Genomic DNA, 24,767 nt, shown 5'->3' with positions numbered 1-24,767 from the left:
TAATTATTTAATACTTTTTATACATTTTTCCTTGACAGTTTATACCTTTTGTGTTTTCCCGTAGCAAGTTAAGTATCGTCGGCGGTTGTAGGTTTCCCCGATGATAGGGGCTTCTCGGCTGGTTGCATCGCCACCCTCAGCATAATCGTATACCTGAGGGAGCATATACGGTACCTGATCGTAATCGTCCCAGTAGGCAAGCCACGGTATCATCGGCTGCGGAGGAGCATTACCCGTGAAGTTATACCCGCCTTCCGCCCATATTTTAGCGGCATAGTAGGTAAGCGACACGCCACGATATGTCTTGCCGAGGTCGGCAGGGTTTGCATATATCTGCCACTCCCAACCGTAACCAGGCAAACCCATATAGATCTTTTGCGGTTTCATTACTCTGGCGGCATAATCATACACGCCGACAAGCCAGTCCCGTGGAGAGACAGGACCCGGCGCACTGCCAGCCCAAGCCATACCGTAGGACATAATCGCCGCCGTGTCACAGTACGCATCGAGATCAGCATAGACACACCAGTTCTCACCGCCGACAGAGCCTTGGACGCCAGTCATACCGGGCAAACAGATATTGACCAGTTTTGCGGGATTGTACGCTTTGACGGTTTGGTATATATCGCGAAAGAGGATATTTGCTGCGTCCTTGTTCTCATACCCACCGCCGCGCTCCAAGTCGATATCCACACCAGCGCACCACGGGTATTTCTGCATGATCCGCACTAACTCAGATAGAAACTTAGTCTTTGCACCATTTTCGTTATTCCGCAGAGCGGTGAATATAGAAGCTGTTCCGTGATTCATCACGGTAAGAAACCAACGCACTTTGGGCCATTTGTTGATGTATGGCATCATGCTGGATATCGGTGTACCTGTTTCGGTTATCGTTCCTGATATGTCCACCTCAAAGGTGAAAATGCCGACGGCTTCAAAACGGTCTCCGTAATTATTCAAGGCTTGGTGCATTCGGGTGTTGCCCATGAACGACCATACCATGCATTTCTTTCCCCTAAGATAATACCTGCTCATAAGCGCGGATCTCCTTCCATCATTTCTTTAAACTCAAAATATACCCTTGCAGATTTTCCTTTTTTAAGTTGGACTTGATGCTTATCGTCATGAACGGCTGTATACTGGTAAAATCCATTTTTCGGTGTGACATTGCCATTTTTAAGGCATCTACGCCGTGAAGCTAGCAAGGCAAATTCATCACCTGCGTTTGCTGAAGATAAAAATACAGCCTCGTGAGAACCTGCTCCCTGCGACAGCTTGATACTGCCCGCCTTCATTGCTTGATTAGGATAGATGTAACAATCAAGTCCTGTGGTAGTTCCACCGCTTGTATGCAAAACCAAGGTATCGCCAGATCGAACCACGGCATTGAAATATTTAGGTGGGTTCTCGACATTCTTTAGCATGGTGGTTGTGTGAGGTGTGTAGCCAGTAAGTCGAGAGCCTTCTTGTAGCTGAAGGTCAGTGAAATAAATATCACCAGTACAATCAGAAATGAGCGGACGGATGGTAACACTGACCACACGCATATCCTCACGGGTCTTTATGCTTTCGCTGAAGCGGATGAAGTTATTAATCTGCACTGGCATCACCTCCTAAAAGTGGGCAGAAAAAAAGACCACCGAAGTGATCTTTTGAGTAGCAGAAATATTATTCTATTGGAATCAGCTTGCGCTTATCCATAAAATGTCGATACTTTTGTAGTTTGCTCGGAGAAAACGGATTTCCATGTGATGGATAGATCTTCTTGGGGTTTAATGCAATCATTTTATCCCACGACTGCCCAAATTGCGTCACATCATCAATCCAAATGGTATGATAACCGAGACTAATTACAGCATTCATCGCCGCATCACCACAGAATAGTATATTGTTGCTTTTGTCATATAGTCCAATTGAATCGGCTGTATGGCCCGGCAGAAAAACTATTTTTAACGGAAGCCCCAACGACTCAAAGAATTGTTCTTCTTCACTATTTATAAGTATTGCCTTATCTCCAAGTTGAACGGAAGGGAAATTAAATTCTTTCTTTGCCTTCCCAAATGTAGAAGCGGCTAATCTATTGCTGTATCCTGCACCTGGTAATATCTTATTTTCGCCCGCTTCTAACACAGGGATGCCGACAGGATTGAGAATTACTTTTGCATCACATTCATTAAGAAGGCTACGAAGGAATCCGGCATGATCATCGTGTGCATGGGTTAGAAAAATATATTTCAATTCGGAAAGAGGTGCTATTTTTTGAAACTTCTTTATAAAGGCGAGTTGCCCTTCCGGATACCCTGTATCAATGGCAATAAATCCACAAGAGGTTTCTAATATGTAGTTCCGTAGAATGAAGTTTCCTATCTCGTAAATTTTTGTCATGCAAATCACCTCCACACTCAGTTATTTTTTCTCAAAATTTTTAGCCACTTTTTCTGCCGATGTCGATAGAACATCTTTGCCCAAGCTACGACAAATATCGTTTTCCAACCAGCGTCAATTTCTACCTCGTCAGTATATTTTACTGAACTCTTTGATGTTTCTTCCATCGTTATACGATGATTCCATACAGGAACAGTTTTATTGCTTTCGGTTGTATATATAGTGAGGGCATCTTTATCGAATACCATTATGTTGATGGTATGTATACCAAGCGAGAGAAATCCAAATAGCTTAAATCTAAATTTGAAAATCTTTCCTTCCTTCCATGTCATATCGCCATTCCCGAGTGGCGAAAATGTGGCATAGGGGTATGCTATATATTGTAGCGTTTTTACGTGTTGTATCTTGTCCCATATTTCATCTGCAGTAGAAGGAAACACTGAACCAATGCATATTGTTTTTGTACGCATTTTTTCACCACCTATCGTTTTTTTTCTTGTGAAACAGTATTCGTAAAATATTATTTTACCATACACTTATGAACAATTCCACCGAAACCACTTAAATTTCATCTAATTTTCACCCATCCAACACCCACTGAATCTCACAAACATGACCAACCCAGCCAGTAGCCACACTTCCTGCTTGCAACATGATATCCGTAAAATACACTTCACCAGCACAATCCGTAATGCAGAGCCGAATGGTGATGGCGCGAAGTTTGCCGTAACCTTTCGGCGAGGCATCCCTTGCGATATGTTGAAAATATGCCAAATCTCATCACCATCCTCTCAAAATAAATCAATAAATCTTGTTTCTGTAGTGCCATCCTCATATTCAAACACAACTTCAATACCAACATGCCCATTTGTTCCTTTTTTCAAGTTCTCCGAGCCAATCTGTGCTGAAATCGTGTAACTTCGCCTAGATGCAGGATAGACTGTCTGTGCAATGCTCTTTGTTCCTGATACTCCTGTTGCCTTAAAAGATGCAGTACCGCTTACACCATTTTCCACATCTACCTCAAAGCCTGAGTTCTGCCAATACGCAAAGCCATTGTCGGCACGAGAATTACGAAGATGATTGAACGGCACCATGTCCTTAACTTCCTGCTGAACTACAGAGGACTGGTCAAGCTGATCAGCAACCACATCGGTGGAAGAATCACCAAGTTCACGAAGTTTTGATGATAATTCAAGCACCGTTTTCCATGGTTCTTGCAGATTGTATTGCCTGCGGATGACACGGGTTTTAATCGTCATATCCAAATCTCTATCATCCACAGTTACAATATCGCCAAGCGCCCACTGCTCATGCTCATAGCCTGTTAATACAGATAAATCCATCGCTGAAAGCACATAGGACACACGAGGTTTTGCGTACTCCGCAAGGCGCATCTTGGCAAACTCCAGCATCTGATAGGGATTGGTGAAGTTGGAGCAGTCCAAAGTCGATACCCGCACCTCGCTTGAAAAGCTGAAGTCCTCCACGTAGTCCTTGCCACCATTGATTGCAGCGAACGTCATGCCGTCCTTACCGATAGCATAGAGCCTCGTGACAAGGGACCGGGTATCAACTACACGCTTAATCCCAGTCAGGTTTTTACGGTAGGCAAAGAGCGCTCCGCTATCTGTTCCGCTGAATGTCAGTAAATCCACCCGTCTGTCCCTGCTGTGGAATACCAAATCGCCGCCATGGATGTTCTGTACCATTCGTAGTATGGAGAGTGCATTTTTTTCTTGGCAGGTCCATGTTCTCAGTGTGGTTACAGTTACTGTACCGACTTCCCAGTCTGTACCCGCAAGTGCAAATGCCATCGGAACAGCGGGCAGGTCAGCATTGAATTCAACTGGTTGTTTCTCTGCAGAAAAGGTTAGGTCATAGAATGCCGCTTCCGCATAGACCGTTGTGAGTATGCTGTTGCCATCCAAGCCTTTTTCATCCGTCATTGTCCTAATACGATAAACATCCTCAGCAATCTGTACCTGTTTCTCGTTGTCGAGCATTATGCGCTTCGGGTCACTGTAAGGCAACTTGAATTCCAAGGTGTCCGCTCCGTTGATCTCGCCCGTAACTATGATGTCATAAGCATTCTCCAGAACCGTTTCCCACGCTCCGTTCTCATCCAAAATAACAGGGCGAGCAAACCCCAGTTTCTCATACGGAGATTTGGGGATATCATGAAGTGTTATATCGAGCAGCTTTGGTGTAACCGTTGTATCGCTGGTGGTGAGCGTTACCCTGTAGCGGATATATGAACGATTTGGTGAGGTCAGTTCGCCGTTTGTACCAACTGTCTGCCATGCCGACCAGTTCTGCAGATCATCTGAGGTTGATGTTTCTATCAGTGAAATGGACGTGACACCTGCGGTGTATTCGCTTGTTGCCGATACCCGACCGCTCCCGGCAAAGCTGCATTCGGTGGCAATAGTCGTCAGCTGGCCGCTTTCGGGGTAGAGATTACCAATTCCCTTACGTAGGGTGACAACCCCCGGCTCAGTTAACGCATCCACGTCACCCGAAGTGTCTCCTCCATTTGCGAGCATTGCTTGACGGAAGTAGTGAATCAAGTCATCAATAGTCAAGTTGCTGTCTGTTTCAAAGAACCACTCGTCCAAGCCACCTGCGTAGTAATACTGGTTTGCGTGCATTCCCATAACGATATCCGCTATACAGGATGAATTCAATGTACCAGTAAATGTTCGCAAAGGGGCTGTCCAAACTTCACCGTCAGCACGGTTACACAGAACTATCTGAGATGTTTTTTCCGTCACGTTTATGATTGCAGAGAGAAAATACCAACCACCATTGACCATGTTGAATCCAGGTGTTTCGGTTTGGTCAAGGATAAGCGTTCCTGCTGAATTATAGAGCATCATTCGCGGCCGCCCTTGATAGAGGGAGATATAAAAAATAGGCTGACCGGGTCCTTGCCTTGTATTGAAAAGCGGAATGTAGTTCTGCCCGACAGAATAGATGGTCGGATTTAACCAACCGCCGACGGCAATTTTCTCACCGAGATCAGAAAAGAACGTACCGTCGTTGGTGGCGACAAGGTGCGTTTTTTCTGTGGTCGGATTGTTGATGTTCATTCGGAAATACCGCCCAAATCTGCCGTTTGGTAAAGAAGCGGTTGTGCCGCTCCAACCGGAGACAGTAAAATGCCGTCCGTTGGCGGAAGAGTCTGCAAGGCGAGTATTACTATCCGGCGTGGATTCGTTGAAACGCCAGAGTGCTGATGTTTTTTCGGTTGCAGGAATCTCGCCCGTAAAGTCTGTTTGAGAAGTCAATATGGATTTTACCGCCATGTCCTCACCTCCAACGGCTCTTCGCCTGTATTTGCAGTTCTGTAAATGTCGCACCGATTGCCGTAATGGTTATGATGTTCGTTCCTTTGCGGAGAATTGGAAAATTCAACTCTTGAAGCAGAGGCAGACCATTACGGAGCGTTTCGCCAGTTCTGTCTACCACCTTGGCAGTAACTAATCCGCTGTCGATGACGAGGGTTTCTCCGGCAGCCAAAGGCCCGACAACACGAAGTTCTTCGTCATTTGTTTTCAACGACACATAGGTTGATGCCCCTGACGGAATGATGCCTTTCAAAAGGTAGACAGGCAATGAGTCTGTATTGCCTTTACTCCTCGTGACTGTATTTGCACCTTCCTGTGTTAGCGTAAAACTCTCGTCCGTCAAAGCGTAGGCATGTGGGTCGGGACAGACGAAGTTCAAATCAAATGCACCTGCCGAGCGAATAAGCCGTTCACAGTTCACGGCATCCTGCAGTCTCGCTGTGAAATAGCGATCGGGTACATCGTCAAACACAAGTTGTTTCAGCCCTTTTTTGGGATCTAACCACTCGGCAAGGCCGTCTAACACTCCAACCAGAGAAGCGAGATTGTGCATTGGAGCAATATTACAGCTCACAGTTATGACCCGCTCTGCGCTATCACTGCCAAAGTCTGCCACACCTGGCTTGCCGGGTATGGAAACAAAGGAATTACGCAAGGGTGGCGAAGCCTGCCAAGAGGTCAGACGAGCCTTGACGTTCATGCTTTGTGATGAAATTCCGTTGAAAATAAAGCCCATGCCAACACCTCCTTATGCCGGGCTAAACCGTCCCTGCGCCCGCGAGCCGGTCTGCATCAGGTTATAAAGTTCCTGTGATATTCTGCGGATGTCATCCTCACTACGAACAATCATCTGCTGTATGTTGATGAGCGAAGGCATACCTGATACCGCCAAGCCGCCATGACTTCCTGTCACATCGCCCATATTTATACCAGGCGTATCAAAAGAGGTGGGGATAGCGTTCTGCATATCTTCTGCGACTTCATCCATTGCCTGTTCGAAGCCCACACCGATACCTTGACCCATGTTCTCGCCAAGTCCGGCAAATAAGGTAGATGGAGAATGGATACCGAAGAAGTTTTTGATGCCGTCGACGATCCCTCCGAAGAAGCCGGAGATTTTACCCCAAATCCAATCGGCGACATTTGAAATACCCTGCCACAGACCCTTGATTAGGTCGCTGCCGACTTGCACGATTTTACCGATGTTACCGGTGAATCCTTTCACGATGGCGGTAATAATCTGGGGTATAGCTTTTACGATTTCCACGATGATGGTTGGCAGGTTCTTTATCAAGGACACGAAAAGCTGGATACCCGCCGCCACAAGCTGCGGAATACTCCCGATAATTGCCGTAATAAGGGACGATATGATTTGTGGTATCGCCGCCACGATAGCTGTAATAATCTGTGGTAGATTTTGAACCAACGATACTAACAGCTGAATCCCTGCATCAATAAGCTGTGGGATAGAGCCGAGGATCGCAGAAATCAATCCCTCTATGATTTGTGGGATTGCCGCCACAATTGCCGTGACGATTTCAGGCAAGGCATCTACTAAAGACACGAGAAGTTGAATTCCAGCATCAATAATTTGCGGAATAGCCCCAATGATAAAATCTACAATGCCGAGGATAATTGCTGGCAGAGCAGCGATCAATTGAGGTAGTGCATCCAGGATGCCCTGTGCTAATCCGAGAATCAGTTGAAGGGCGGCATCAAGTATCATAGGCAGGCTTTCAATTAAGCCTTGAACGATTGTGATCACAGCGTTCACTGCCGCCGGTATCAACTGTGGAAGTGCATCGGCGATGCCTGTAACGAGAGTGGCCACTAATTGAACCGCTGCATCAATAAGTAATGGAAGGTTATCAATCAGCGCACCTACAATGGTCATAACGGCATCCACGGCGGCGGGGATGAGTTCGGGCAAAAGCGTCAAAATCGTTGTCAGCACCTGTGTGAAAAGATCGACTACCGTAGAGAGCAGAGTCGGAAGCAAATCACCGATTGCCTGTAGTATCCCGTCGAGGGCAGGCGGCAATGCCCTTACTATATTCTCAATAACTGGAACAATGTTTTTCACGACGTTCTGGAACGCTTCGACCACATTACCAATCAAAAGTCCGACATCAGCATTGGCATTACCCAAACCTGCCATCAAGTTTCCTATAGCTGATTGCATCCCCGCCATAGAGCCAGCTATTGTTTCCGTGGCTTCCAAAGCAGTCGTTCCTGTGATTCCCATTTCGGTCTGAATGACATGGATCGCTTCCGTCAAATCGGAAAATGAAGAGAGGTCGTATTTAATGCCGGATATTTTTTCGGCATCAGCCAAGAGTCGCTCCATTTCAGATTTTGTGCCGCCATATCCCAGCTTCAGATTGTCGAGCATCGTATAGTTTTGCTTGGCAAAACCCTGATAGGCCGTCTGAATAGCTGACAGATCCGTCCCCATTTTATTGGCATTATCGGCCATATCAGTAATCGCCATGTCCGCAACCTGCGCCGCTTTTGCAGTATCACCGCCGAGGGACTGGATAAGACTTGCCGAAAAGCCCGTGACAGTTTCCATATATTCGTTGGCGGACATACCGGCGGTCTTGAAAGCATTTTCAGCATACTTCTGAACAGACTGTGACGCTTCACCAAAGAGTGTATCAACACCGCCGACCAGTTGTTCGTAGTCCGCATAGGCGGATATGACTTCTTTGCCAAGTTTAATGGCAGCGGCTCCGGCAGCCACAGCCACAGCGCCCATTGCTACACCAATACCTTTGAGGATGCCGCCCAGTTTCTCGAACTTTCCACCAGACTTTTCGGCGATGTCACCAGCGTCCTCAAGTTCCTCACCAAGGTCGTCGGCTTCTTCCGCGGATTCTTCTAATTCACGCTCCATGTTGTTAAGTTCTGCGTTGGCATTATTGAGGGCAATCTGCCAGTTTTGAGTGCGGCGATCATTTTCACCAAAGCTTTCGGATGCATTTCGAAGAGCGGCTTCAAGGGTGGAGATTTTCTCCTTCTGGGCATCGATTGCTTTATTAAGGACTTCGTTACGGGCAGCAGTAGCCGCTATGGATTTGTCCTGTTTGTCGAATTCGCTCGTTACCAATTTCATTTCGCTACCGAGCACTTTGAATGACTGGTTTATATCACGCAATGCGTTTTTAAATTCCTTTTCGCCCTCGACGCCTATTTTTAACCCAAAATTGTCAGCCACTTAAAACACCTCCCTCCGTAAAAAATCAGATGCCATCAGGGACGACATCTTCGATAAACAGTTCGCGCTTTGGCTTGACCATTCCAAGGAACTGGCGATGGCATTCCCATAGATCCAGCAATTGTCCAATTGGGGTAAGCCACGTTTCCTCTTCGGAGCGATTCAGATGAACCGTACCGTAATATAAAAGTCGGGTAAACAACTCATCGTCGCTTACCCGACCTCGGCGTTTTTTGACTCACTATCCTCGCTTTCGATGTTACGAGCCGTTCCTTTAAACATCGCCTCAGTAATTGCCGACTTATATACCGCCAGTTCAAGTGGCGAGGTGAGCAATTCCACTTCTTCCTCGGTCAGCAACTCTTTTCGTTTTTCCTTGTTGCGTAGGTTGTGAATGAGGATGGACTGGTTGGCAAGGAGTGTAATCAGCCAAATAATCTCATCCAGAGCCATCTCGAAGTTTTCTGCCCTCATTAACTTTTCTCCCAAGTTGTCCAGCCCGCCGTATCGTTTGGCGATTTCCTTTGTGGCGCGAGTGGACAAAATCAGCTCATATTCTTTGTCGCCGATTTTGATGACAGCGCTTCGTTCGTTATCCATGCATCAAACCTCCAAATCTGTTTCAAATTCAGGTTCGTATACTTCCGTATACCAATCACTGGTCACAACCGGCAGCACATCCACATCATCTTCGTTAACTTCCGCTTTCCATGGATGACGACCATTACCGTCCGGTTTATTACGACGGGAAACAGTACCTTCGATACTTGGTGTTGAAAAGGTGATACTATCACCCTTGGTGGCAAGATTGGTGGACGGAATGCCGAACTTGACGCGGTAAAGCCAGAAGTAGCGATACTTACCATTCGCTTTTTTTGCTCGAAATCCAATAGCGACAGGCTCGCCACCATCCTCTGAAGCAGAGATAAGAACACCGTTTTCATCTGTGGTCGCTCCCGTCAGTTTTGCGGCGACGGTTTTACCAATGTCGTCCACACCAAGGGTCAGTTTGCCGTTCTTGAATTCCTTGATAATTTCGGCGGCACCGTCGTCCGCCCAAAGTGTCGCTTCCGCAAGTTCGATTGATAGTTCAGCTGAGATTGCCTTTGCCAGCATTACCGGAGCGCCGTAGGTTTCGTAACCCGTTGTAGGTGCTTCGGTGATTGGTGCGTAGTAGAGTTTATCAAGCCCAATTGTAGCCATGTTAAAGTTCCTCCGTTTCGTATTCTTTCGCCACATCGATGGCGTAGTGGTGATAGCCGGTGTCATCCTCGTGTCCGATATACCGGCGGTCGGTAATAACAAAATCAGCCTGGAGGAGCATCCTCACAAGCTGATTTTTTCTTTGTAAATAGTTGTTTTTACTGAACAGCGAGATTCTGACTTCGCTTACATCCGCCAGCGGCTTATTATCTCCGTAAACGGCAAAGGTGTCAGTAAGCGGGGTCAGTACCAGGTATTCATCAGGAGGTACTCCGCTGAAGACGCCTGTTTCGACAGGGATATTTGCGGCTTCAAACAGTGTGTTCAGTTCAGATAATATGCTCATAGCTTCTCAATCTCACTTTCCAGCTTATTGGTCATAGCCTCGATGCAAGCACCTTTTGATCTGTTTTTGGCAGGTTTCAGAAAAGGCTTCGGAGGCTGGCCATGCTTTCCGTACTCGAGGATGTTGGCAAGTTTGGCATTGCTGCCGCCGTCAGAGCGCGGCTCTGCAAATCCTATTTTCACGTTGAAATTACCATCTCTGTCCTGCTTTGCCGGAGATACACCAAGCGCAGATTCAAGTTCTCCGGTGGAGCGGCTTTCAACCTTTGTGTTTTTACCGATTACAGAGGAAAGATTGCTTTTTACCTTGTCGTATACGACTTCGGCACCGGCTTCAAGAACCTTCGGTATGATCTCATCGGTTTTTTCTGCCAACCTTGACACTTTGAGCAGGAATTCCTCCGGCATCTTGAAATTGACCTTAGCCATCAACGTTCACCGCCAATACTTCAAGATACATTCCACGGCCCTTTACATTTTCAACCGAGTATATGTTGTAGCGTTTGCCTTCGCAGACGATAACATGGCGGTTGTGAAGAGCAAGTCCTGGAATCGTGCGGAGACGGAACAAGGCATTCACTTCATCTGACTGCGCCATGTTACGCCATTTTTCCGTAGAGTTTTTCTGCTCAAAATACGCCCTGACTGACGCAAGAACAGTATCGCCGTGAATAACAAAACCGTCAGCATCCTTCGTGGGTTCGGTTGAGATAATATCGATGAAGGTTTTCATTTTTCCAAAACTCATACTCACACCTTCCAATCCCGGTCAAGTTTAAGAAGAAGGTTGACCGTATTCCATACCTGCTGTCCAGCCTGCACATTGTCGGCAAAAAAGCCACCGGTGCTGCCGTCCCGGCTCTCATAAAAATGGGACGACAGCATAATGACAGCCTGCTCTGTGGTAGGCGGCATAGGATGGTTCTTGTAGAATTTCTCCGGAAGGTGCTGATAGCTTTCGGCATAGGATACGGCGGCGGTGATGTACATCTGCAGGAGTTCATCGTCCGCCGTATGCTCAAGAATAAGATTTGCCTTTACTTTTTCAAGCAGTGTCATACCGCCACAGTCCTTTCCTTATTCTTCAGTTTCCGGTTCCGCGATGACAACAGAGAATGCGGCAGTTGGATAACCGGATGCCCAGAGCGTGAACGACTTCGGCTGATTTACGATTTCGTCGCACTTCAGCCACATCACAATATCTCCGGCCTGCCCACCGACAGCAGCAGCCTCAGCTACATCGGCTGAGGTCAGCTGACTGCCGTTATACTTAACTGCCGTGATGGCAGGAAGTCCTGTTGTTATGAGGATGGCAACCCATTTGTGGGTTCCTTGCGCGGGATTCAAGCTTTCATACGCAATCAGCTCGTCAACCGGAACAGTGACTGTAATGACATTGTCCTCGATAGTGATAGATTCGACTTTGCCTTGATTGGCTGTCATATCTTCGCTCAGAGCAGTGGTGACATTAGCAGCTGAGACATTCCATGTATCGGGTTTCATCAGTCCTGCGTCTTTCAATTTCAAAAGCAGCGCGTTGAGGTCGTCCTTGAGTCCGGCAACATTTGTAGCAGTACTCGCGGCTTGATTCGGTGCAGAAGGAAGCCCCGTTACCGAGGCTCCCTCCTTAATTTCAAGCGTTCCGCCGATTACTGTTTTCTCGCCGCCCTGTTCGGTGTAGTTTTTCGTGTTATAACTCATACCGCACCTCCGTTAAGCCTTCTGCTGGAGCACCTTGATAGCCTCCGGCAGAATGAGTTTGCCGTCAACACGCTGGGTGGCAACAAAGCCTACCTGACCGGTTGCAGCGTAGAGCTCATTGAGTCTCTTAAACACACGTCCCTGGCGGTCGGCTACCCAGTAATAACTGAAATCGCCGAACACGATGCTCTTTGCGCCTGAGGCAATTGCGGGTACATATGCCGAGGTATACAGCGGACGGTTCAAAATGGTGTCAGGAGTGCCGGCCTGCAGAGAGGGCTGCCAGAGATACTGACCGTTGCCGTCCTTCAGCTTGCGGATCGCCTTTACGGTGGCGTCGTTCATGACGAACACTGCTTTGTTTCTATAAGGTGCTTTCAGCGAATAGAACAGGTCGAGCATTTCTTCAATCGTGATAGCCGCAGCACCCGCTGTGGTCACACCGACTTGAGCACCGCCGGTTGCAGCGAGGATGCCGGTCGGTTTACCGGAGCCGTCTCCCGTGAAAAAGGCTTCTTCTTCCTTGCTGCCGATACGCCTTGCGAACTCCCTCGAAATATAGGATTCAAGAGGAAATACACTGTCGTTCAGCAGTTCCTCGGAAACCTTGATCATTGTTCCAAGTTTGTAAGCGCCGATAGAAACCTGACCGAAGCTGTCGTCACTATCGAGGATAGCGCCTTCCTCATCGATCCAGGAGGCTGTACCCTTTGAAGCTACGACCGGAATCTTACGATCCCCTGAGGAAGTGGTAATGACCTTTGCCAGTCTACGGAAAATGTTCTCTTCATCAAGAGCCTCTACAAGTGTGCGTTCGAACTCGTCAGGGACAAGGTATCCGCCTTCAGAATCGGTGCCGATCTGCAGAGCATTTTTCACGATAGGATCAAGGCCCTCACCGGCGCGGGTACGCATTGCATTCCAGAATGCTTTTCTGTACTCATCAGATGCTCTGCCTGTTTTGGTTTCCACACCAAGAACGGTAGGCTTGCCGGTAAGGGGTGTGTTCAGGGGCTTTGAAAGCTCACGGTCAAGGGCTTCCTGCTTTTCAAGGCGGTCAATTTCTTTCCCGAGAGCGACTACGTCGGCTTCCATTTTCTCATAAGTAGCGGTGTCTTCAGGGGAAACCAGACCGTCAGTACCGCGCTTGGTATCGAGAAAAGCCTTAGCGGCTTCCCATGCCTTGGCGCGCTTTTCGCGCAGTTCAAGAATTTTGTTCATTGATATTACCTCCATAATATTTAGTGCGAAATTAAAGAGAGCCGCTTCTCAAGCGACTCAATAGGTGTGCCTTTGTTCTGTTTGGGTATCTTGGGTTTGACCTTGCTCAGCAGTGAGTTCGTTACCGCTCTGCGGCTGAAAGCATAGGTTACATCGTCCGATTGAACTCTCTTTTTATCATCCTCCAGAATGCCGTCGGCAAAGCCTAATTCAATTGCTTTGTTGGCATTTAGCCAGGTTTCAGCATCCATGAGGTGAGAGAGCTTCGCACGGGACTGTCCGGTTTTGATTTCATAGGCATTGATGATGCTTTCTTTGACTTCGTCCAGCATGGCGATGGCTTTCAGCATTTCTTCGCTGTCGCCGATTGCGATTGTAAGCGGGTTATGCACCATCATGAGGGCTGTTGGGGCCATCAACACCTCAGTTCCCGCCATTGCGATAACGCTTGCTGCCGACGCCGCAATACCATCGATTTTTACAGTGACTTTGCCTTTGTAATCCATGAGCATGGTATAGATCTGACTCGAAGCGATACAGTCGCCGCCGGGAGAGTTGATCCAAATAACAATGTCACCCTCACCGGCATCCAAATCAGCTTTGAAAGCCTTAGGGGTGACATCGTCGTCGAACCATGACTCTTCGGCAATTGTTCCGTCCAGATAGAGTGTTCTGATACCAGAATCTTCATCCCGCGCCCAGTTCCAGAATTTCTTCATTCGGTTGTTTCCTCCATTCCTTTTGAATTTGCGAACGCGCCTGCGTCCTGTAATTTGGTCATCGCACCGTTGATGAGGTAAAGATCGCCGCCAAGTTCAGCAGGGATGCGGTCGAGGTTTTCAAGTTCACGGATATCGTTCGCGCTCATCCATCCGTTTTGTCTTGCAGTCGCATAACCGCTCATGCGGCTTGCGTAGTCGCCGCGCAGAAGTCCGTCAACGTTGAACTTGATAAATACTGTAGGTTTTTCGCTGTCGGAAAGCAGGACGCGGCACATGGACTGTTCCCAGCGCACCACCCACGGGTCGAGCGTGTATTTCACAAACTCAAGGCTCTGCTGCTCGATGTTGCTGAAGGACGACTTTTCAAGATCGGCGAGCATATGCGGAGGCACTCTGAAAATACGGGCAATCTCATTGATCTGAAACTTCCGTGTTTCCAGGAACTGCGCCTGTTCCGGTGAAATCCCGATGGGCTGATACTTCATGCCTTCCTCGAGCACGGCCACCCTGTGTGAGTTGGCAGAGCTATAAACTGTCAAGGAAAAATGTATAAAAAGTATTAAATAATTATGTACAACTATTCTCCTTGCTTCATATGATCCTTTAATCTGTATGACTTTCCAGATATAGATATTACATGTGCATGGTGCAATACCCTGTCAAGTATTGCATTGGCTACAACTGCGTCATAGAATACACCATCCCATTCGTTGAAATTCATGTTTGTTGTAAGAATGGTACTTTTTCTCTCATATCTCATATCTATAAGCTGAAAAAACATATTAGAATCTTCTTTATCAATGGGTAAGTAGCCAAGTTCATCAATGATAAGTAGTCTGTAATGGCAGAAGTGTCTGAGTCTTACATCAAGTCTGTTTTCCAGTTTTGCTTTCTTTAGTTGCTGCAATAAATCATGACATTTGATAAAATATGTGCTAGTACGTTTCTTTGCTGCAGCTATTCCTATTGATGTTGCCAGATGAGTCTTTCCAACACCACTTGGACCAAGAAATACTATATTCTCATTTCTTTCAAGAAAACCAAGCGTGCAAAGTTCTTGTATTTCTTGCTGATTTACTGACGGCTGAAAATTGAAATCATAATCTTTCAATTCCTTTACAAAAGGAAATGCTGCTGCTTTAATCATAGATCTAGATGCTTTGGCCTCCTTAAAATCAACTTCGTAATTACTAAGTCTCAGTAGTCCTTCTGTAAACGAAAGATTGTTGGATGTCACAAAATTAGATATTTCATCAAGATGAATTACCATTTGCCCAAGACCAAGAATTTCCATGTTCCGGCATAGCTGGTTGTATGTACTGTTATTCATAACTATATACTTCTCCTATAACCTGTAAGTTTTCTTTTGCCCGCTCATTTATATTTTCTTCCTTAAATGCATGCGATTTTCTTGCTATAGCAGTATAGTGTTCTGTAAAATAATTTAGTTTCTTTTTACTAAGGGTATGGATAGTTATTAATTCCATGTTATAATAAACATGTATGTAACCATCATACACTTGTAAAGTAAGAGTTTTTCCAATGTATTCTGGTGGTACAGAATACTGGCATTCATTATGGTTGAACATGCTGGATGAATTTACTTTTACTTTATGTGGAGTTATTTGATAAGGCTTTCTTATGGTATCGGCTGGTAAGCTTCCTAAGAAAGCTTTTTCCTTGTTGAAATACATTAATGGAATACGACCTGTACCTTGATTTACCTGCATGTTTACTCTGTTATTTATTCGTGTGACCAACTCATTAAGTTCCTTGTAATCAAGTTTTCCATTGTAGGCTCTTATCTCATCAAGTAGTTTCATTGGTGCTTCTACTTTGGCTTTTGTTCTTGGTCTTCCTGCAATACAAGGGTGCACCTTAAAACCATAATCATCCGCAAACTGCTTAAATTTTATATTTATTTTCCCTTCTGTATACTCTGTTCTTGGCTCATCCATAACTGTTTTCATATTATCGGTGACAATCTCACTTGGAACACCTCCAAACGTGTTAAACGCATCATCAAGGAATGAAAATAATATGTCCTGTGTTTTTGATAGAGATACCCTGTATACTCTAAAACGTGAGTATGACAGCAATAATACAAATATGTTTACTTCTATTATTTCACCTGTTGAAAGAGTAAATCGTATAGACTCTTTCCAGTCTAGTTGTGCTTGTTGACCCATTCCTGTTTCATAACGTATGGTTACGTTATTTGCGTTTGAAGGTCTGCTTTTTTTGAAATATGAGTCTAGTTCAGGATATTTTCTTAGATAGTAGCAGAAATTCACATAAGACCCTTCATAAGAATGATTGTCTACTAGGTATTGCCATAAAACTCTTCTGTAATAAAATATCTGCTGGCTGTTATCAGATAGAAGCTCTGCGATAATGTCATAGTAAGCAGTGATACAATTCACGCATTCTCTGGATTTGGCCTTATGAAAGCCATTAATGTATTTATCAACTGTACGCCTATCGACATCAAGTTCCCTTGCGATCTGGCTTTTATTAACCTTCAATGTTGTGTCCTCCATAAATGGTTTTAACTTATAAAGATCCTTGACAGTTTGAATATTTAAATCTGTTATGATACTACTTTTGATAATCATTAGGGTACCTCCTTTTGTACCCTGTAATCATACCATTTGTACATTTTTATTTAATATTATTTGTACATTATTAATTATAACTTTATACATGAGGATAAGCGGGAGCTTGCCAGCATCGAGCGCTTCTTCCGTTCCAGCTGGTTTAGCACGTTGACAAGCATCAATCCAGAAATGCTGATCTCCAAACTGAGAAAGGAGAAGGTTCGCTATGAATACTAAGACATACCTTTCTCAAGCGCGTTATCTGGACATGCGTATCAAGTCAAAGCTCCAGCAGATAGAGTCCTTGAACGAACTGGCGACAAGCTGCTCCTCTGTCCTAACAGGCATGCCTCGCAATCCTAATATTGGTGGCTCCAAAATGGCGGATGCTGTGTACAAGATGATTGATTTACAGAATGAACTAAAGCGCGACATTGAAGCGTTGGTAGATTTGAAAAAGGAAATCATGAACACGATCCGACTGGTAACTGATGCCGAGCAGCAGACGCTCTTGGAAAAGCGATACCTTTGCTTTCTTTCATGGGAAAAGATCGCGGTCGAAATGCATTATAGTATCCAGCACATCTACCGAATGCACGACGAGGCTTTGAATGTCGTGGACACAATCCTGTCCATGAGAGTAAATGAGAGCGAATGAGAGTAGCCTCTCATGATAGTATTAAAATGGCAAAAGAATAAAGACAGGCCTTCGCAGGAGCAATTCCGTGAGGGCTTTCTTTTTACCCACAAGGAGGTGAACCGATGCCGTATAAACCCAAGCGTCCCTGTGCCTATCCCGGCTGCGGTCGGCTCGCTGTGCGTGAGCAATACTGTGCCGAGCATCAGAAGGTCATGGACAAACAGTACAACCAGTATGGGCGTGACCCCGCTTCCAACAAACGCTACGGTCGTAGCTGGAAACGAATCCGTGATCGCTACATCAAAGCACATCCACTCTGCGAAGAGTGTCAGAAGCAAGGAAGGCTGACGCCCGCAGAGGAAGTCCACCACATCCTTCCGCTTTCTCGTGGTGGCACCAACGTCGAGGACAATTTAATGTCGCTGTGTCATAGCTGCCATGCCCGCATCACCGTGAAAATGGGCGATCGCTGGCATGACAGATGACCCGGTGGGGGTATCAGAATCTCTACATTCTTTTCAAGCGGACAGCGGCGTGGGGCTTCGTGTTGAAAAACGCGCTTTCAAACAAGGGAATAGCCCCAGCCAGCAAAGTGAGGTGATATTTTTGGCAAAAGACGGTACCAACCGTGGAGGCGCTCGTATCGGCGCGGGCGCAAAAAAGAAACCATTAGCCGACAAAATCGCCGAGGGCAATCCCGGATGTAGAACACTGACGGTCATGGAGTTTTCAAACACTGCCGATCTGCATGGTCAGGCAATGCCAGAGCCCAATAAAATGCTCGAAGCTGTCCAAAAGGATGGCAAGACACTTGTTGCAGGTGAGATATATAAAAACACCTGGCAATGGTTGAATGAGCGTGGCTGTGCGATGCTCATTTCTCCGCAGCTTCTGGAGCGGTACGCCATGAGCGTAGCCCGATGGATTCAATGTGAAGAAGCGGTTACCGAATATGGCTTTCTGGCCAAGCATCCCACAACGGGTAATGCGATTCAAAGTCCGTATGTGGCAATGGGCCAGAACTATATGAACCAGACAAACCGTCTGTGGATGGAGATTTTCCAAATTGTAAAGGAAAACTGCACTGGTGAATACAGCGGCACAAACCCGCAGGATGATGTAATGGAGCGGCTTTTAACCGCCCGGAAAGGAAAATGATATGGTAAAATACTTAACTGCCGAGAGCGTCTGCAAAGGTCACCCGGATAAACTCTGCGACCTGATTGCTGACAGCATTCTCGATGCTTGTCTACGCAAAGATAAATCTTCACGTGTGGCCTGCGAGGTCATGGCTACAAAAGGCAAGATCATCGTAGCGGGCGAAATCACCTGCTCGAAGAAAGTGGATATCCGCTGGGTGGTCCGCAGAGTTCTGGAGGATGTCGGTTATAATCCTTGGAAGTTCGCGGTGTTTGTATTCGTCCACCAGCAAAGTAAGGATATCGCCGGTGGTGTGGATCGAGCACTGGAGTCTCGCTCCGGGGACACCTCTTGGTATTCCATGCTCGGCGCTGGCGACCAGGGCACTGTTTATGGTTATGCCACAGATGAAACGGTTGAAAAGCTACCGCTTCCGCTCGTATACGCTCATACCATTTGCCGGAAGCTTGATAGCACCATGAAAAATGGTGTCATCAAAGGGATCGGCCCTGATGGAAAAGCACAAGTTACCATCGAGTATGAGGATAACACACCTAAGCGTATCAAAACAATCGTAGTTTCCGTACAGCATCGCGCTGACAAGGATTTAGAGGTTCTCCGCAGCGAGATCATCTCTCAAGTGCTGTGGCCGGTATTCGAGAAGTTTCCATTTGATGATGACACCGAAATCCTCATCAATCCCTCCGGCCGTTTTGTCGAGGGTGGTCCTGCTGCTGATACAGGTTTAACCGGCCGAAAGATTATGGTCGATAGCTATGGGGGTCTTGCTGCTCATGGCGGCGGAGCGTTCTCCGGTAAAGATCCAACGAAGGTTGACCGCTCCGGTGCATACATGGCAAGAGCTGTCGCGAAGAACATTGTCTGGTGTGGTTATGCTAAACGCTGTCAAGTAGCTATCTCCTATGCAATCGGTAAGGCTGACCCCGTTGCAGTTGAGATTGAGACCTTCAGTACAGGTACGGTTTCTGATGAAGTACTCAGAAAAGCTGTCCTTGAGGTTTTTAACCTGCGTCCTGCTGCAATTATCGAAACACTGAGTTTACGTGATGCTATCTATGCCGATACAGCGACCTATGGCCATTTCAGTGGAACACTCTCTCGCTGGGAATGGCTGGACTGTTATAAAGAACTACAGGAGGCGGTAAAGAAATATGCTGATTGAGAAAAAGAATACCGCCGAGCTTCTGCCTGCGGAGTACAATCCACGAAAGGATTTAAAACCCGGCGACCCTGAATATGATAAGCTAAAGCGTTCAATTGAACAATTCGGATACGTCGAGCCGGTCATCTGGAATAAGGTGACCGGCCGTGTTGTAGGTGGGCACCAGCGTCTAAAGGTGCTCATCGACATGGGGATCACTGAGGTCGAGTGTGTGGTAGTCGAGATGGATGCCGAAAAGGAAAAAGCCCTCAACATCGCACTGAACAAGATATCCGGCGAATGGCATAAAGAAAAGCTGGCACTGCTCATTGCTGATCTGCAGGGTGCGGACTTCGATGTATCTCTCACAGGCTTCGACCCTGCTGAACTGGATGCTCTGTTCAAGGATAGTATTAAAGATGGCATCCATGACGATGATTTTGACGTGGAAACAGAGCTAAAGAAGCCGCCGATCACAAAGCTCGGTGACATATGGACGCTCGGTCGGCACAGGCTGGTCTGCGGCGACAGTACCAAGGCAGACACCTTTGATTTACTGATGGCTGGGGTCAAAGCTAATCTTGTCATTACCGACCCACCCTACAACGTCAACTACGAAGGTAATGCTGGGAAGATCAAGAACGATAACATGGCAAATGATGCCTTTTATAGCTTCCTGCTTTCTGCTTTTCAAAACACCGAAGCCGTCATGGCGGATGATGCAAGCATCTATGTTTTCCACGCCGACACCGAAGGGCTAAATTTCAGGAGAGCCTTTTCGGATGCCGGTTTTTATTTGTCCGATTGCTGCATCTGGAAAAAGCAATCGCTGGTACTGGGGCGCTCTCCATACCAATGGCAGCACGAGCCTGTGCTCTACGGCTGGAAGAAAAACGGAAAGCATCAGTGGTACACAGGCCGTAAGGAAACCACCATTTGGGAGTTCGATAAGCCCAAGAAGAATGGCGACCACCCGACAATGAAACCTATCCCGCTGCTGGCGTATCCCATTATGAACAGTTCAATGAGTAATACGCTGGTGCTCGACCCCTTCGGCGGCAGCGGCAGTACGCTCATCGCCTGCGAACAGAGCGATCGCTCCTGCTACACCATAGAGCTCGACGAAAAATTCTGTGACGTCATCGTAAAACGCTACATCGAGCAGGTCGGCTCGGTGGACAAGGTTTCTGTTCAGCGCGATGGGCTGTTGTATTCGTATGCGGAGGTGACTGCTGGGGAGGATTGCAATCCTTGATGATGACCTGATTTGGACACCACGATATGAAGTACAAATAAGCGTAGATTTTCCGACTCGATTTGGTACATATATTTCTCAAAAGCGACTTGCTATTATGTGCGTTTAGAGTGATGTATGTATGTACCAAAACGAAGGAGGTTTTGATTTATGGAGTTCAAATTTAATGTTACAGGTAGCGACCGCAAACGGCTGGTAGCGTCGATCACAGAAATTACCGAGTGCCAGGCAAAATACCAGGGCGCACCAAGCTTTGCTTACGCGGTGGACTACATCACCATCGACAAGAATGGCACAGTGAGCTTCGATGACCGCGTCGATAGCGACAAGATTGAGATGCTGATCGAGGCGCTGCTTGAAAAGGGCTTCGAGCTGGAAGCTCAGATGGAGGATGAAACCGAAGACGCTGGTGACTCGCTCATCCTTTCCTATCCACGTAAGGATATCAGCGATACAGCACTGGAAAACCTGCGCTTGCTGGTAGCAAGCAAGGAATCACTCATCAAGAAGGCGCTGGGCACGGACGCGCTGCCGATTGATGTCACAGACGAAGTAATTAGTTTCCCGTGGTTTGTGGGCCTACCACAGCCAGAGGAAATCAATGCCTACGCCCACTTCACCGGAAAGCTCATCGACATGGCGAAAACACAGAAGCGCGTCACCTCTAAGGAAAAGAATATCGACAACGAAAAGTACGCATTCCGCTGCTTCTTGCTACGTCTTGGTTTTATCGGTGACGAGTACAAAGCGGCAAGAAAGATACTGCTTCGCAATCTTTCCGGCAGCGGCGCGTTCAGGAGCGGCAATCCGAAGGTGAAGAAGCTGGTCGAGCGCATCGAAGCAGACACATGTCTCTACGACGATGTGATGAGCCTGCAGGACACGGAGGTGACTGAAAATGAATAACCACTTTCCTTCAAGAGAGCTCGTCGAGAACCTCCGAAAGCATTACCCAGTTGGATGCCGTGTGCAACTGGTTCGCATGGATGATCCGCAAGCGCCTCCGGTCGGCACAAAAGGCACAGTACGCGGCGTGGACGACATCGGCAGCATAATGGTTGCATGGGACAATGGCTGCGGCCTATCGGTTGCATACGGCGAGGACACATGCAAGGTGGTAAGCGAGGATGAGTGAAACGGTCAAAAAGCAAATTCTCGTTATCCGCGACACTGGCCTTACGAATATGTTCGACGTCCATATGGTGGAGCGTATCGCGAATGACATGGGCTTCTACGAGCTGGTTATATACCTCAAGGAACACCGCAAGGAATATGCGCATTTTATCCTAACCGGCGAAGTATAACTACTAAGTCCGGCATAAAATCTGGGAGCAGCCCTCAGCGGGGCTGTTTCTCGTACATGTAAATTTAAGGCACCGAATGGTGTCTATTTTTATGCAATGAAGGAGGCGATGGCGTATCAGACGACTTAAGAAATACTCTCCGACGCGTTTTAAAGCGGCGGATTCTACCTACGACAAGGCGGCCGCCGACTATGCTGTTGCTTTTATCGAAGCCCTCTCACATACCAAAGGCACGTGGGCCGGTAAACCTTTTGAGCTTATCGACTGGCAGGAACAGATTATTCGTGACATCTTTGGAACACTCAAACCCAATGGCTACCGACAATTTAACACCGCCTATGTGGAAATTCCGAAGAAGATGGGTAAATCTGAACTTGCCGCCGCTGTAGCACTCCTGCTCACTTGTGGCGACGGAGAAGAACGTGCCGAGGTCTACGGCTGTGCTGCTGATCGGAATCAGGCATCAATAGTATTCAATGTAGCGGCTGACATGGTGCGGATGTGTCCGGCCCTTGCAAAAAGGGTTAAAATTCTTGATTCCATGAAGCGGCTAATCTATCAGCCGACCGGGAGTATCTATCAGGTGCTGTCTGCCGACGTTGGCAACAAGCATGGGTTTAACACTCACGGTGTGGTGTTTGATGAGCTTCATACCCAGCCCAACCGAAAGTTATTTGATGTTATGACTAAGGGGAGCGGTGATGCGAGAATGCAGCCGTTATATTTTCTTATCACTACGGCTGGTGACAATCAAAACAGCATTTGCTGGGAGGTCCACCAGAAGGCACTGGATATTATCGATGGCCGTAAGACTGACCCAACCTTCTACCCCGTCATATACGGCGCTGCGCAGGAGGATGACTGGACTGATCCGAAGGTGTGGAAAAAAGCAAACCCCTCCCTTGGCATTACGGTGAGTATGGAAAAAGTAAAAGCTGCATTTGAATCAGCAAAACAGAATCCCGCCGAGGAGAATAGCTTTCGCCAGCTTCGCTTGAACCAGTGGGTCAAGCAGGCTGTACGCTGGATGCCGATGGACAAATGGGATGCCTGCTCTTTTGCAGTTGACCCGGAAGCCTTACGTGGGCGAGTTTGCTACGGTGGCCTTGACCTATCTTCTTCCACAGATATCACCGCTTTTGTGCTTGTTTTCCCACCAATAGACGAGGATGACAAGTATATCATACTTCCGTTCTTTTGGATACCGGAGGACAATATCGATTTACGAGTCAAACGCGACCATGTGAACTACGACCTGTGGTCGAAGCAGGGCTTCCTACAAACCACCGAAGGTAATGTCGTCCATTACGGGTACATTGAAAAATTTATTGAACAGCTCGGTGAGAAATACAACATTCGTGAAATAGCCTTTGACCGCTGGGGAGCTGTGCAGATGGTACAGAACCTTGAGGGTATGGGTTTTACAGTTGTTCCGTTCGGCCAGGGCTTCAAGGATATGTCCCCACCGACCAAGGAACTCATGAAGCTAACCTTAGAGCAGAAACTTGCTCACGGTGGTCACCCTGTTCTGCGCTGGATGATGGATAACATCTATATTCGCACTGATCCGGCGGGCAACATCAAAGCGGACAAAGAGAAATCTACCGAGAAAATCGATGGCGCAGTCGCCACCATTATGGCGCTTGACCGGGCAATACGATGCGGAAATGTTACGAGCGAAAGCGTGTATGACTCGCGCGGACTGCTCGTTTTTTAATTGGAGGTAAATGGCTATGAACATCTTTCAAGGAATATTCAAAGCACGTGATAAGCCTAAGGATGCCCTTGGCGGCGGACGCTACGACTTTTTCTTTGGGAGTACAAACTCAGGAAAGCCGGTCAACGAACATACTGCCATGCAGATGACTGCGGTTTATTCCTGCGTGAGAATACTTTCCGAAACACTGGCGGGTCTTCCGCTTCATGTATATAGGTACAATGACAGCGGAGGTAAAGAGAAATATCTGAAACACCCGTTATATAAGCTACTCCATGACGAGCCAAATCCGGAGATGACTTCATTTGCGTTCCGAGAAACGCTGATGAGTCATCTTTTATTATGGGGCAATGCCTATGCGCAGATTATACGTAATGCTAAGGGTGAGGTCATTTCCCTCTATCCGCTGGTGCCGAACAAGATGACAGTCGACCGTGATGCAAACGGCCGGCTTTTCTATTTATATCAGCGCAGCTTGGAGGACGTACCTTCACTCGGCAAAGACAACCAGGTTTATCTTGCCCCTGCCGATGTCCTGCATATTCCGGGCTTGGGCTTTGACGGTCTGGTTGGCTATTCACCCATTGCAATGGCAAAGAACGCGGTAGGCCTCGCCATCGCCACAGAGGAATACGGAGCTAAGTTCTTTGCTAATGGGGCTGCACCGGGCGGTGTGCTTGAACATCCCGGCACGATTAAGGACCCGCAGAAGGTCAAGGAATCCTGGAATGCCGCTTACCAAGGCTCTGCCTATAAAGTTATAATTAATAATGTACAAATAATATTAAATAAAAATGTACAAATGGTA

General features: G+C 47.1%; 26 protein-coding genes and 3 pseudogenes. 10 read left to right on the top strand and 19 right to left on the bottom strand.

Translation table 11 applies throughout. From position 1 onward, the window contains the following. Nucleotides 1–45 precede the first annotated feature (45 nt). The 19 genes and pseudogenes from EHE19_RS16750 to istA all read right to left on the bottom strand — a co-directional run. Nucleotides 46–1,035, bottom strand: a pseudogene (locus EHE19_RS16750) (glycosyl hydrolase family 18 protein); the annotation flags it as partial. Further along, nucleotides 1,032–1,601 (bottom strand): hypothetical protein, encoded by a 570-nt coding sequence (locus EHE19_RS16745; RefSeq protein WP_483313992.1) that lies wholly within the window; start codon nucleotides 1,599–1,601, stop codon nucleotides 1,032–1,034. The pseudogene EHE19_RS16750 and the gene EHE19_RS16745, both read right to left, overlap by 4 nt. 67 nt (nucleotides 1,602–1,668) lie before the next feature. Beyond that, on the bottom strand, nucleotides 1,669–2,385 hold the full coding sequence (locus EHE19_RS16740; protein ID WP_137699225.1) for an MBL fold metallo-hydrolase: 717 nt from the start codon (nucleotides 2,383–2,385) through the stop codon (nucleotides 1,669–1,671). A gap of 17 nt (nucleotides 2,386–2,402) precedes the next feature. Beyond that, on the bottom strand, nucleotides 2,403–2,855 hold the full coding sequence (locus tag EHE19_RS16735) for a hypothetical protein (RefSeq protein ID WP_137699226.1): 453 nt from the start codon (nucleotides 2,853–2,855) through the stop codon (nucleotides 2,403–2,405). A gap of 321 nt (nucleotides 2,856–3,176) precedes the next feature. Next, entirely contained in the window at nucleotides 3,177–5,693 is a 2,517-nt protein-coding gene (locus tag EHE19_RS16725; protein WP_137699228.1) for a phage tail spike protein, read from the bottom strand. Nucleotides 5,694–5,697: 4 nt separating this feature from the next. Then, nucleotides 5,698–6,471 (bottom strand): distal tail protein Dit, encoded by a 774-nt coding sequence (locus tag EHE19_RS16720; protein ID WP_137699229.1) that lies wholly within the window; start codon nucleotides 6,469–6,471, stop codon nucleotides 5,698–5,700. 12 nt (nucleotides 6,472–6,483) lie between these two features. Beyond that, entirely contained in the window at nucleotides 6,484–8,952 is a 2,469-nt protein-coding gene (locus EHE19_RS16715; protein WP_137699230.1) for a phage tail protein, read from the bottom strand. A 213-nt stretch (nucleotides 8,953–9,165) separates the two neighbouring features. Next, complete coding sequence (locus EHE19_RS16710) at nucleotides 9,166–9,552, bottom strand: hypothetical protein (protein ID WP_137699231.1); 387 nt, start codon at nucleotides 9,550–9,552, stop codon at nucleotides 9,166–9,168. Nucleotides 9,553–9,555: 3 nt separating this feature from the next. Next, nucleotides 9,556–10,155: a major tail protein gene (locus EHE19_RS16705; RefSeq protein WP_092639229.1), complete on the bottom strand. Its 600-nt coding sequence runs from the start codon at nucleotides 10,153–10,155 to the stop codon at nucleotides 9,556–9,558. 1 nt (nucleotide 10,156) lies between these two features. Continuing rightward, a complete protein-coding gene (locus tag EHE19_RS16700) occupies nucleotides 10,157–10,501 on the bottom strand; it encodes a hypothetical protein (RefSeq protein ID WP_137699232.1) in 345 nt (114 codons plus the stop codon). Then, a complete protein-coding gene (locus EHE19_RS16695; RefSeq protein ID WP_137699233.1) occupies nucleotides 10,498–10,929 on the bottom strand; it encodes an HK97-gp10 family putative phage morphogenesis protein in 432 nt (143 codons plus the stop codon). The genes EHE19_RS16700 and EHE19_RS16695 overlap by 4 nt, the downstream gene beginning before the upstream one ends. After that, nucleotides 10,922–11,248 carry a head-tail adaptor protein gene (locus EHE19_RS16690; RefSeq protein WP_137699234.1) on the bottom strand — a complete coding sequence of 109 codons (327 nt, stop codon included), beginning with the start codon at nucleotides 11,246–11,248 and terminating at the stop codon, nucleotides 10,922–10,924. Before EHE19_RS16690 ends, EHE19_RS16695 begins: the two co-directional genes overlap by 8 nt. 2 nt (nucleotides 11,249–11,250) lie before the next feature. Then, complete coding sequence (locus EHE19_RS16685; protein WP_137699235.1) at nucleotides 11,251–11,559, bottom strand: head-tail connector protein; 309 nt, start codon at nucleotides 11,557–11,559, stop codon at nucleotides 11,251–11,253. 18 nt (nucleotides 11,560–11,577) lie between these two features. Beyond that, a complete protein-coding gene (locus EHE19_RS20180; protein ID WP_425314294.1) occupies nucleotides 11,578–12,201 on the bottom strand; it encodes a hypothetical protein in 624 nt (207 codons plus the stop codon). A gap of 12 nt (nucleotides 12,202–12,213) precedes the next feature. After that, complete coding sequence (locus EHE19_RS16675; RefSeq protein WP_137699236.1) at nucleotides 12,214–13,422, bottom strand: phage major capsid protein; 1,209 nt, start codon at nucleotides 13,420–13,422, stop codon at nucleotides 12,214–12,216. Between the two features lie 20 nt (nucleotides 13,423–13,442). After that, a complete protein-coding gene (locus EHE19_RS16670) occupies nucleotides 13,443–14,084 on the bottom strand; it encodes a head maturation protease, ClpP-related (protein ID WP_244648402.1) in 642 nt (213 codons plus the stop codon). Then, nucleotides 14,032–14,668, bottom strand: a pseudogene (locus tag EHE19_RS16665) (phage portal protein); the annotation flags it as partial. The gene EHE19_RS16670 and the pseudogene EHE19_RS16665, both read right to left, overlap by 53 nt. Before the next feature lie 53 nt (nucleotides 14,669–14,721). Next, on the bottom strand, nucleotides 14,722–15,474 hold the full coding sequence (gene istB / locus EHE19_RS16660; protein ID WP_190530271.1) for an IS21-like element helper ATPase IstB: 753 nt from the start codon (nucleotides 15,472–15,474) through the stop codon (nucleotides 14,722–14,724). After that, nucleotides 15,467–16,759 (bottom strand): IS21 family transposase, encoded by a 1,293-nt coding sequence (istA, locus tag EHE19_RS16655; protein ID WP_190530273.1) that lies wholly within the window; start codon nucleotides 16,757–16,759, stop codon nucleotides 15,467–15,469. The genes istB and istA overlap by 8 nt, the downstream gene beginning before the upstream one ends. Nucleotides 16,760–16,967: 208 nt before the next feature. Between istA and EHE19_RS16650 the strand changes: the two genes are divergently transcribed. The 10 genes and pseudogenes from EHE19_RS16650 to EHE19_RS16605 form a co-directional block, all read left to right on the top strand. Continuing rightward, on the top strand, nucleotides 16,968–17,399 hold the full coding sequence (locus EHE19_RS16650) for a DUF1492 domain-containing protein (RefSeq protein ID WP_137699277.1): 432 nt from the start codon (nucleotides 16,968–16,970) through the stop codon (nucleotides 17,397–17,399). Nucleotides 17,400–17,503: 104 nt separating this feature from the next. After that, nucleotides 17,504–17,866 carry an HNH endonuclease gene (locus EHE19_RS16645; protein WP_137699278.1) on the top strand — a complete coding sequence of 121 codons (363 nt, stop codon included), beginning with the start codon at nucleotides 17,504–17,506 and terminating at the stop codon, nucleotides 17,864–17,866. Between the two features lie 121 nt (nucleotides 17,867–17,987). Then, complete coding sequence (locus EHE19_RS16640; protein WP_137699286.1) at nucleotides 17,988–18,539, top strand: P27 family phage terminase small subunit; 552 nt, start codon at nucleotides 17,988–17,990, stop codon at nucleotides 18,537–18,539. Between the two features lies 1 nt (nucleotide 18,540). Next, nucleotides 18,541–19,704 (top strand): methionine adenosyltransferase, encoded by a 1,164-nt coding sequence (gene metK / locus EHE19_RS16635; RefSeq protein ID WP_137699279.1) that lies wholly within the window; start codon nucleotides 18,541–18,543, stop codon nucleotides 19,702–19,704. Continuing rightward, nucleotides 19,694–20,938, top strand: coding sequence for a site-specific DNA-methyltransferase (locus EHE19_RS16630; protein WP_137699280.1), 1,245 nt, complete (start codon nucleotides 19,694–19,696; stop codon nucleotides 20,936–20,938). Before metK ends, EHE19_RS16630 begins: the two co-directional genes overlap by 11 nt. A 150-nt stretch (nucleotides 20,939–21,088) precedes the next feature. Next, nucleotides 21,089–21,844 (top strand): virulence protein, encoded by a 756-nt coding sequence (locus EHE19_RS16625; RefSeq protein ID WP_137699281.1) that lies wholly within the window; start codon nucleotides 21,089–21,091, stop codon nucleotides 21,842–21,844. Further along, nucleotides 21,837–22,073, top strand: a complete 237-nt coding sequence (locus EHE19_RS16620; protein WP_137699282.1) for a DUF4314 domain-containing protein — start codon at nucleotides 21,837–21,839, stop codon at nucleotides 22,071–22,073. Before EHE19_RS16625 ends, EHE19_RS16620 begins: the two co-directional genes overlap by 8 nt. After that, the gene (locus tag EHE19_RS16615; RefSeq protein ID WP_137699283.1) at nucleotides 22,066–22,242 is read left to right on the top strand and encodes a DUF5049 domain-containing protein; all 177 of its coding nucleotides are present in this window, start codon (nucleotides 22,066–22,068) and stop codon (nucleotides 22,240–22,242) included. The genes EHE19_RS16620 and EHE19_RS16615 overlap by 8 nt, the downstream gene beginning before the upstream one ends. 115 nt (nucleotides 22,243–22,357) lie before the next feature. Next, a complete protein-coding gene (locus EHE19_RS16610; RefSeq protein ID WP_137699284.1) occupies nucleotides 22,358–23,959 on the top strand; it encodes a terminase large subunit in 1,602 nt (533 codons plus the stop codon). A 16-nt stretch (nucleotides 23,960–23,975) separates the two neighbouring features. Beyond that, nucleotides 23,976–24,725, top strand: a pseudogene (locus EHE19_RS16605) (phage portal protein); the annotation flags it as partial. Nucleotides 24,726–24,767 lie beyond the last annotated feature (42 nt).

The organism is Ruminiclostridium herbifermentans, assembly GCF_005473905.2.
GTDB classification, from domain to species: domain Bacteria; phylum Bacillota; class Clostridia; order Acetivibrionales; family DSM-1351; genus Ruminiclostridium; species Ruminiclostridium herbifermentans.
Note: the sequence above shows the minus strand (reverse complement) of the source record. Positions and strands in the feature narration are given on the sequence as shown.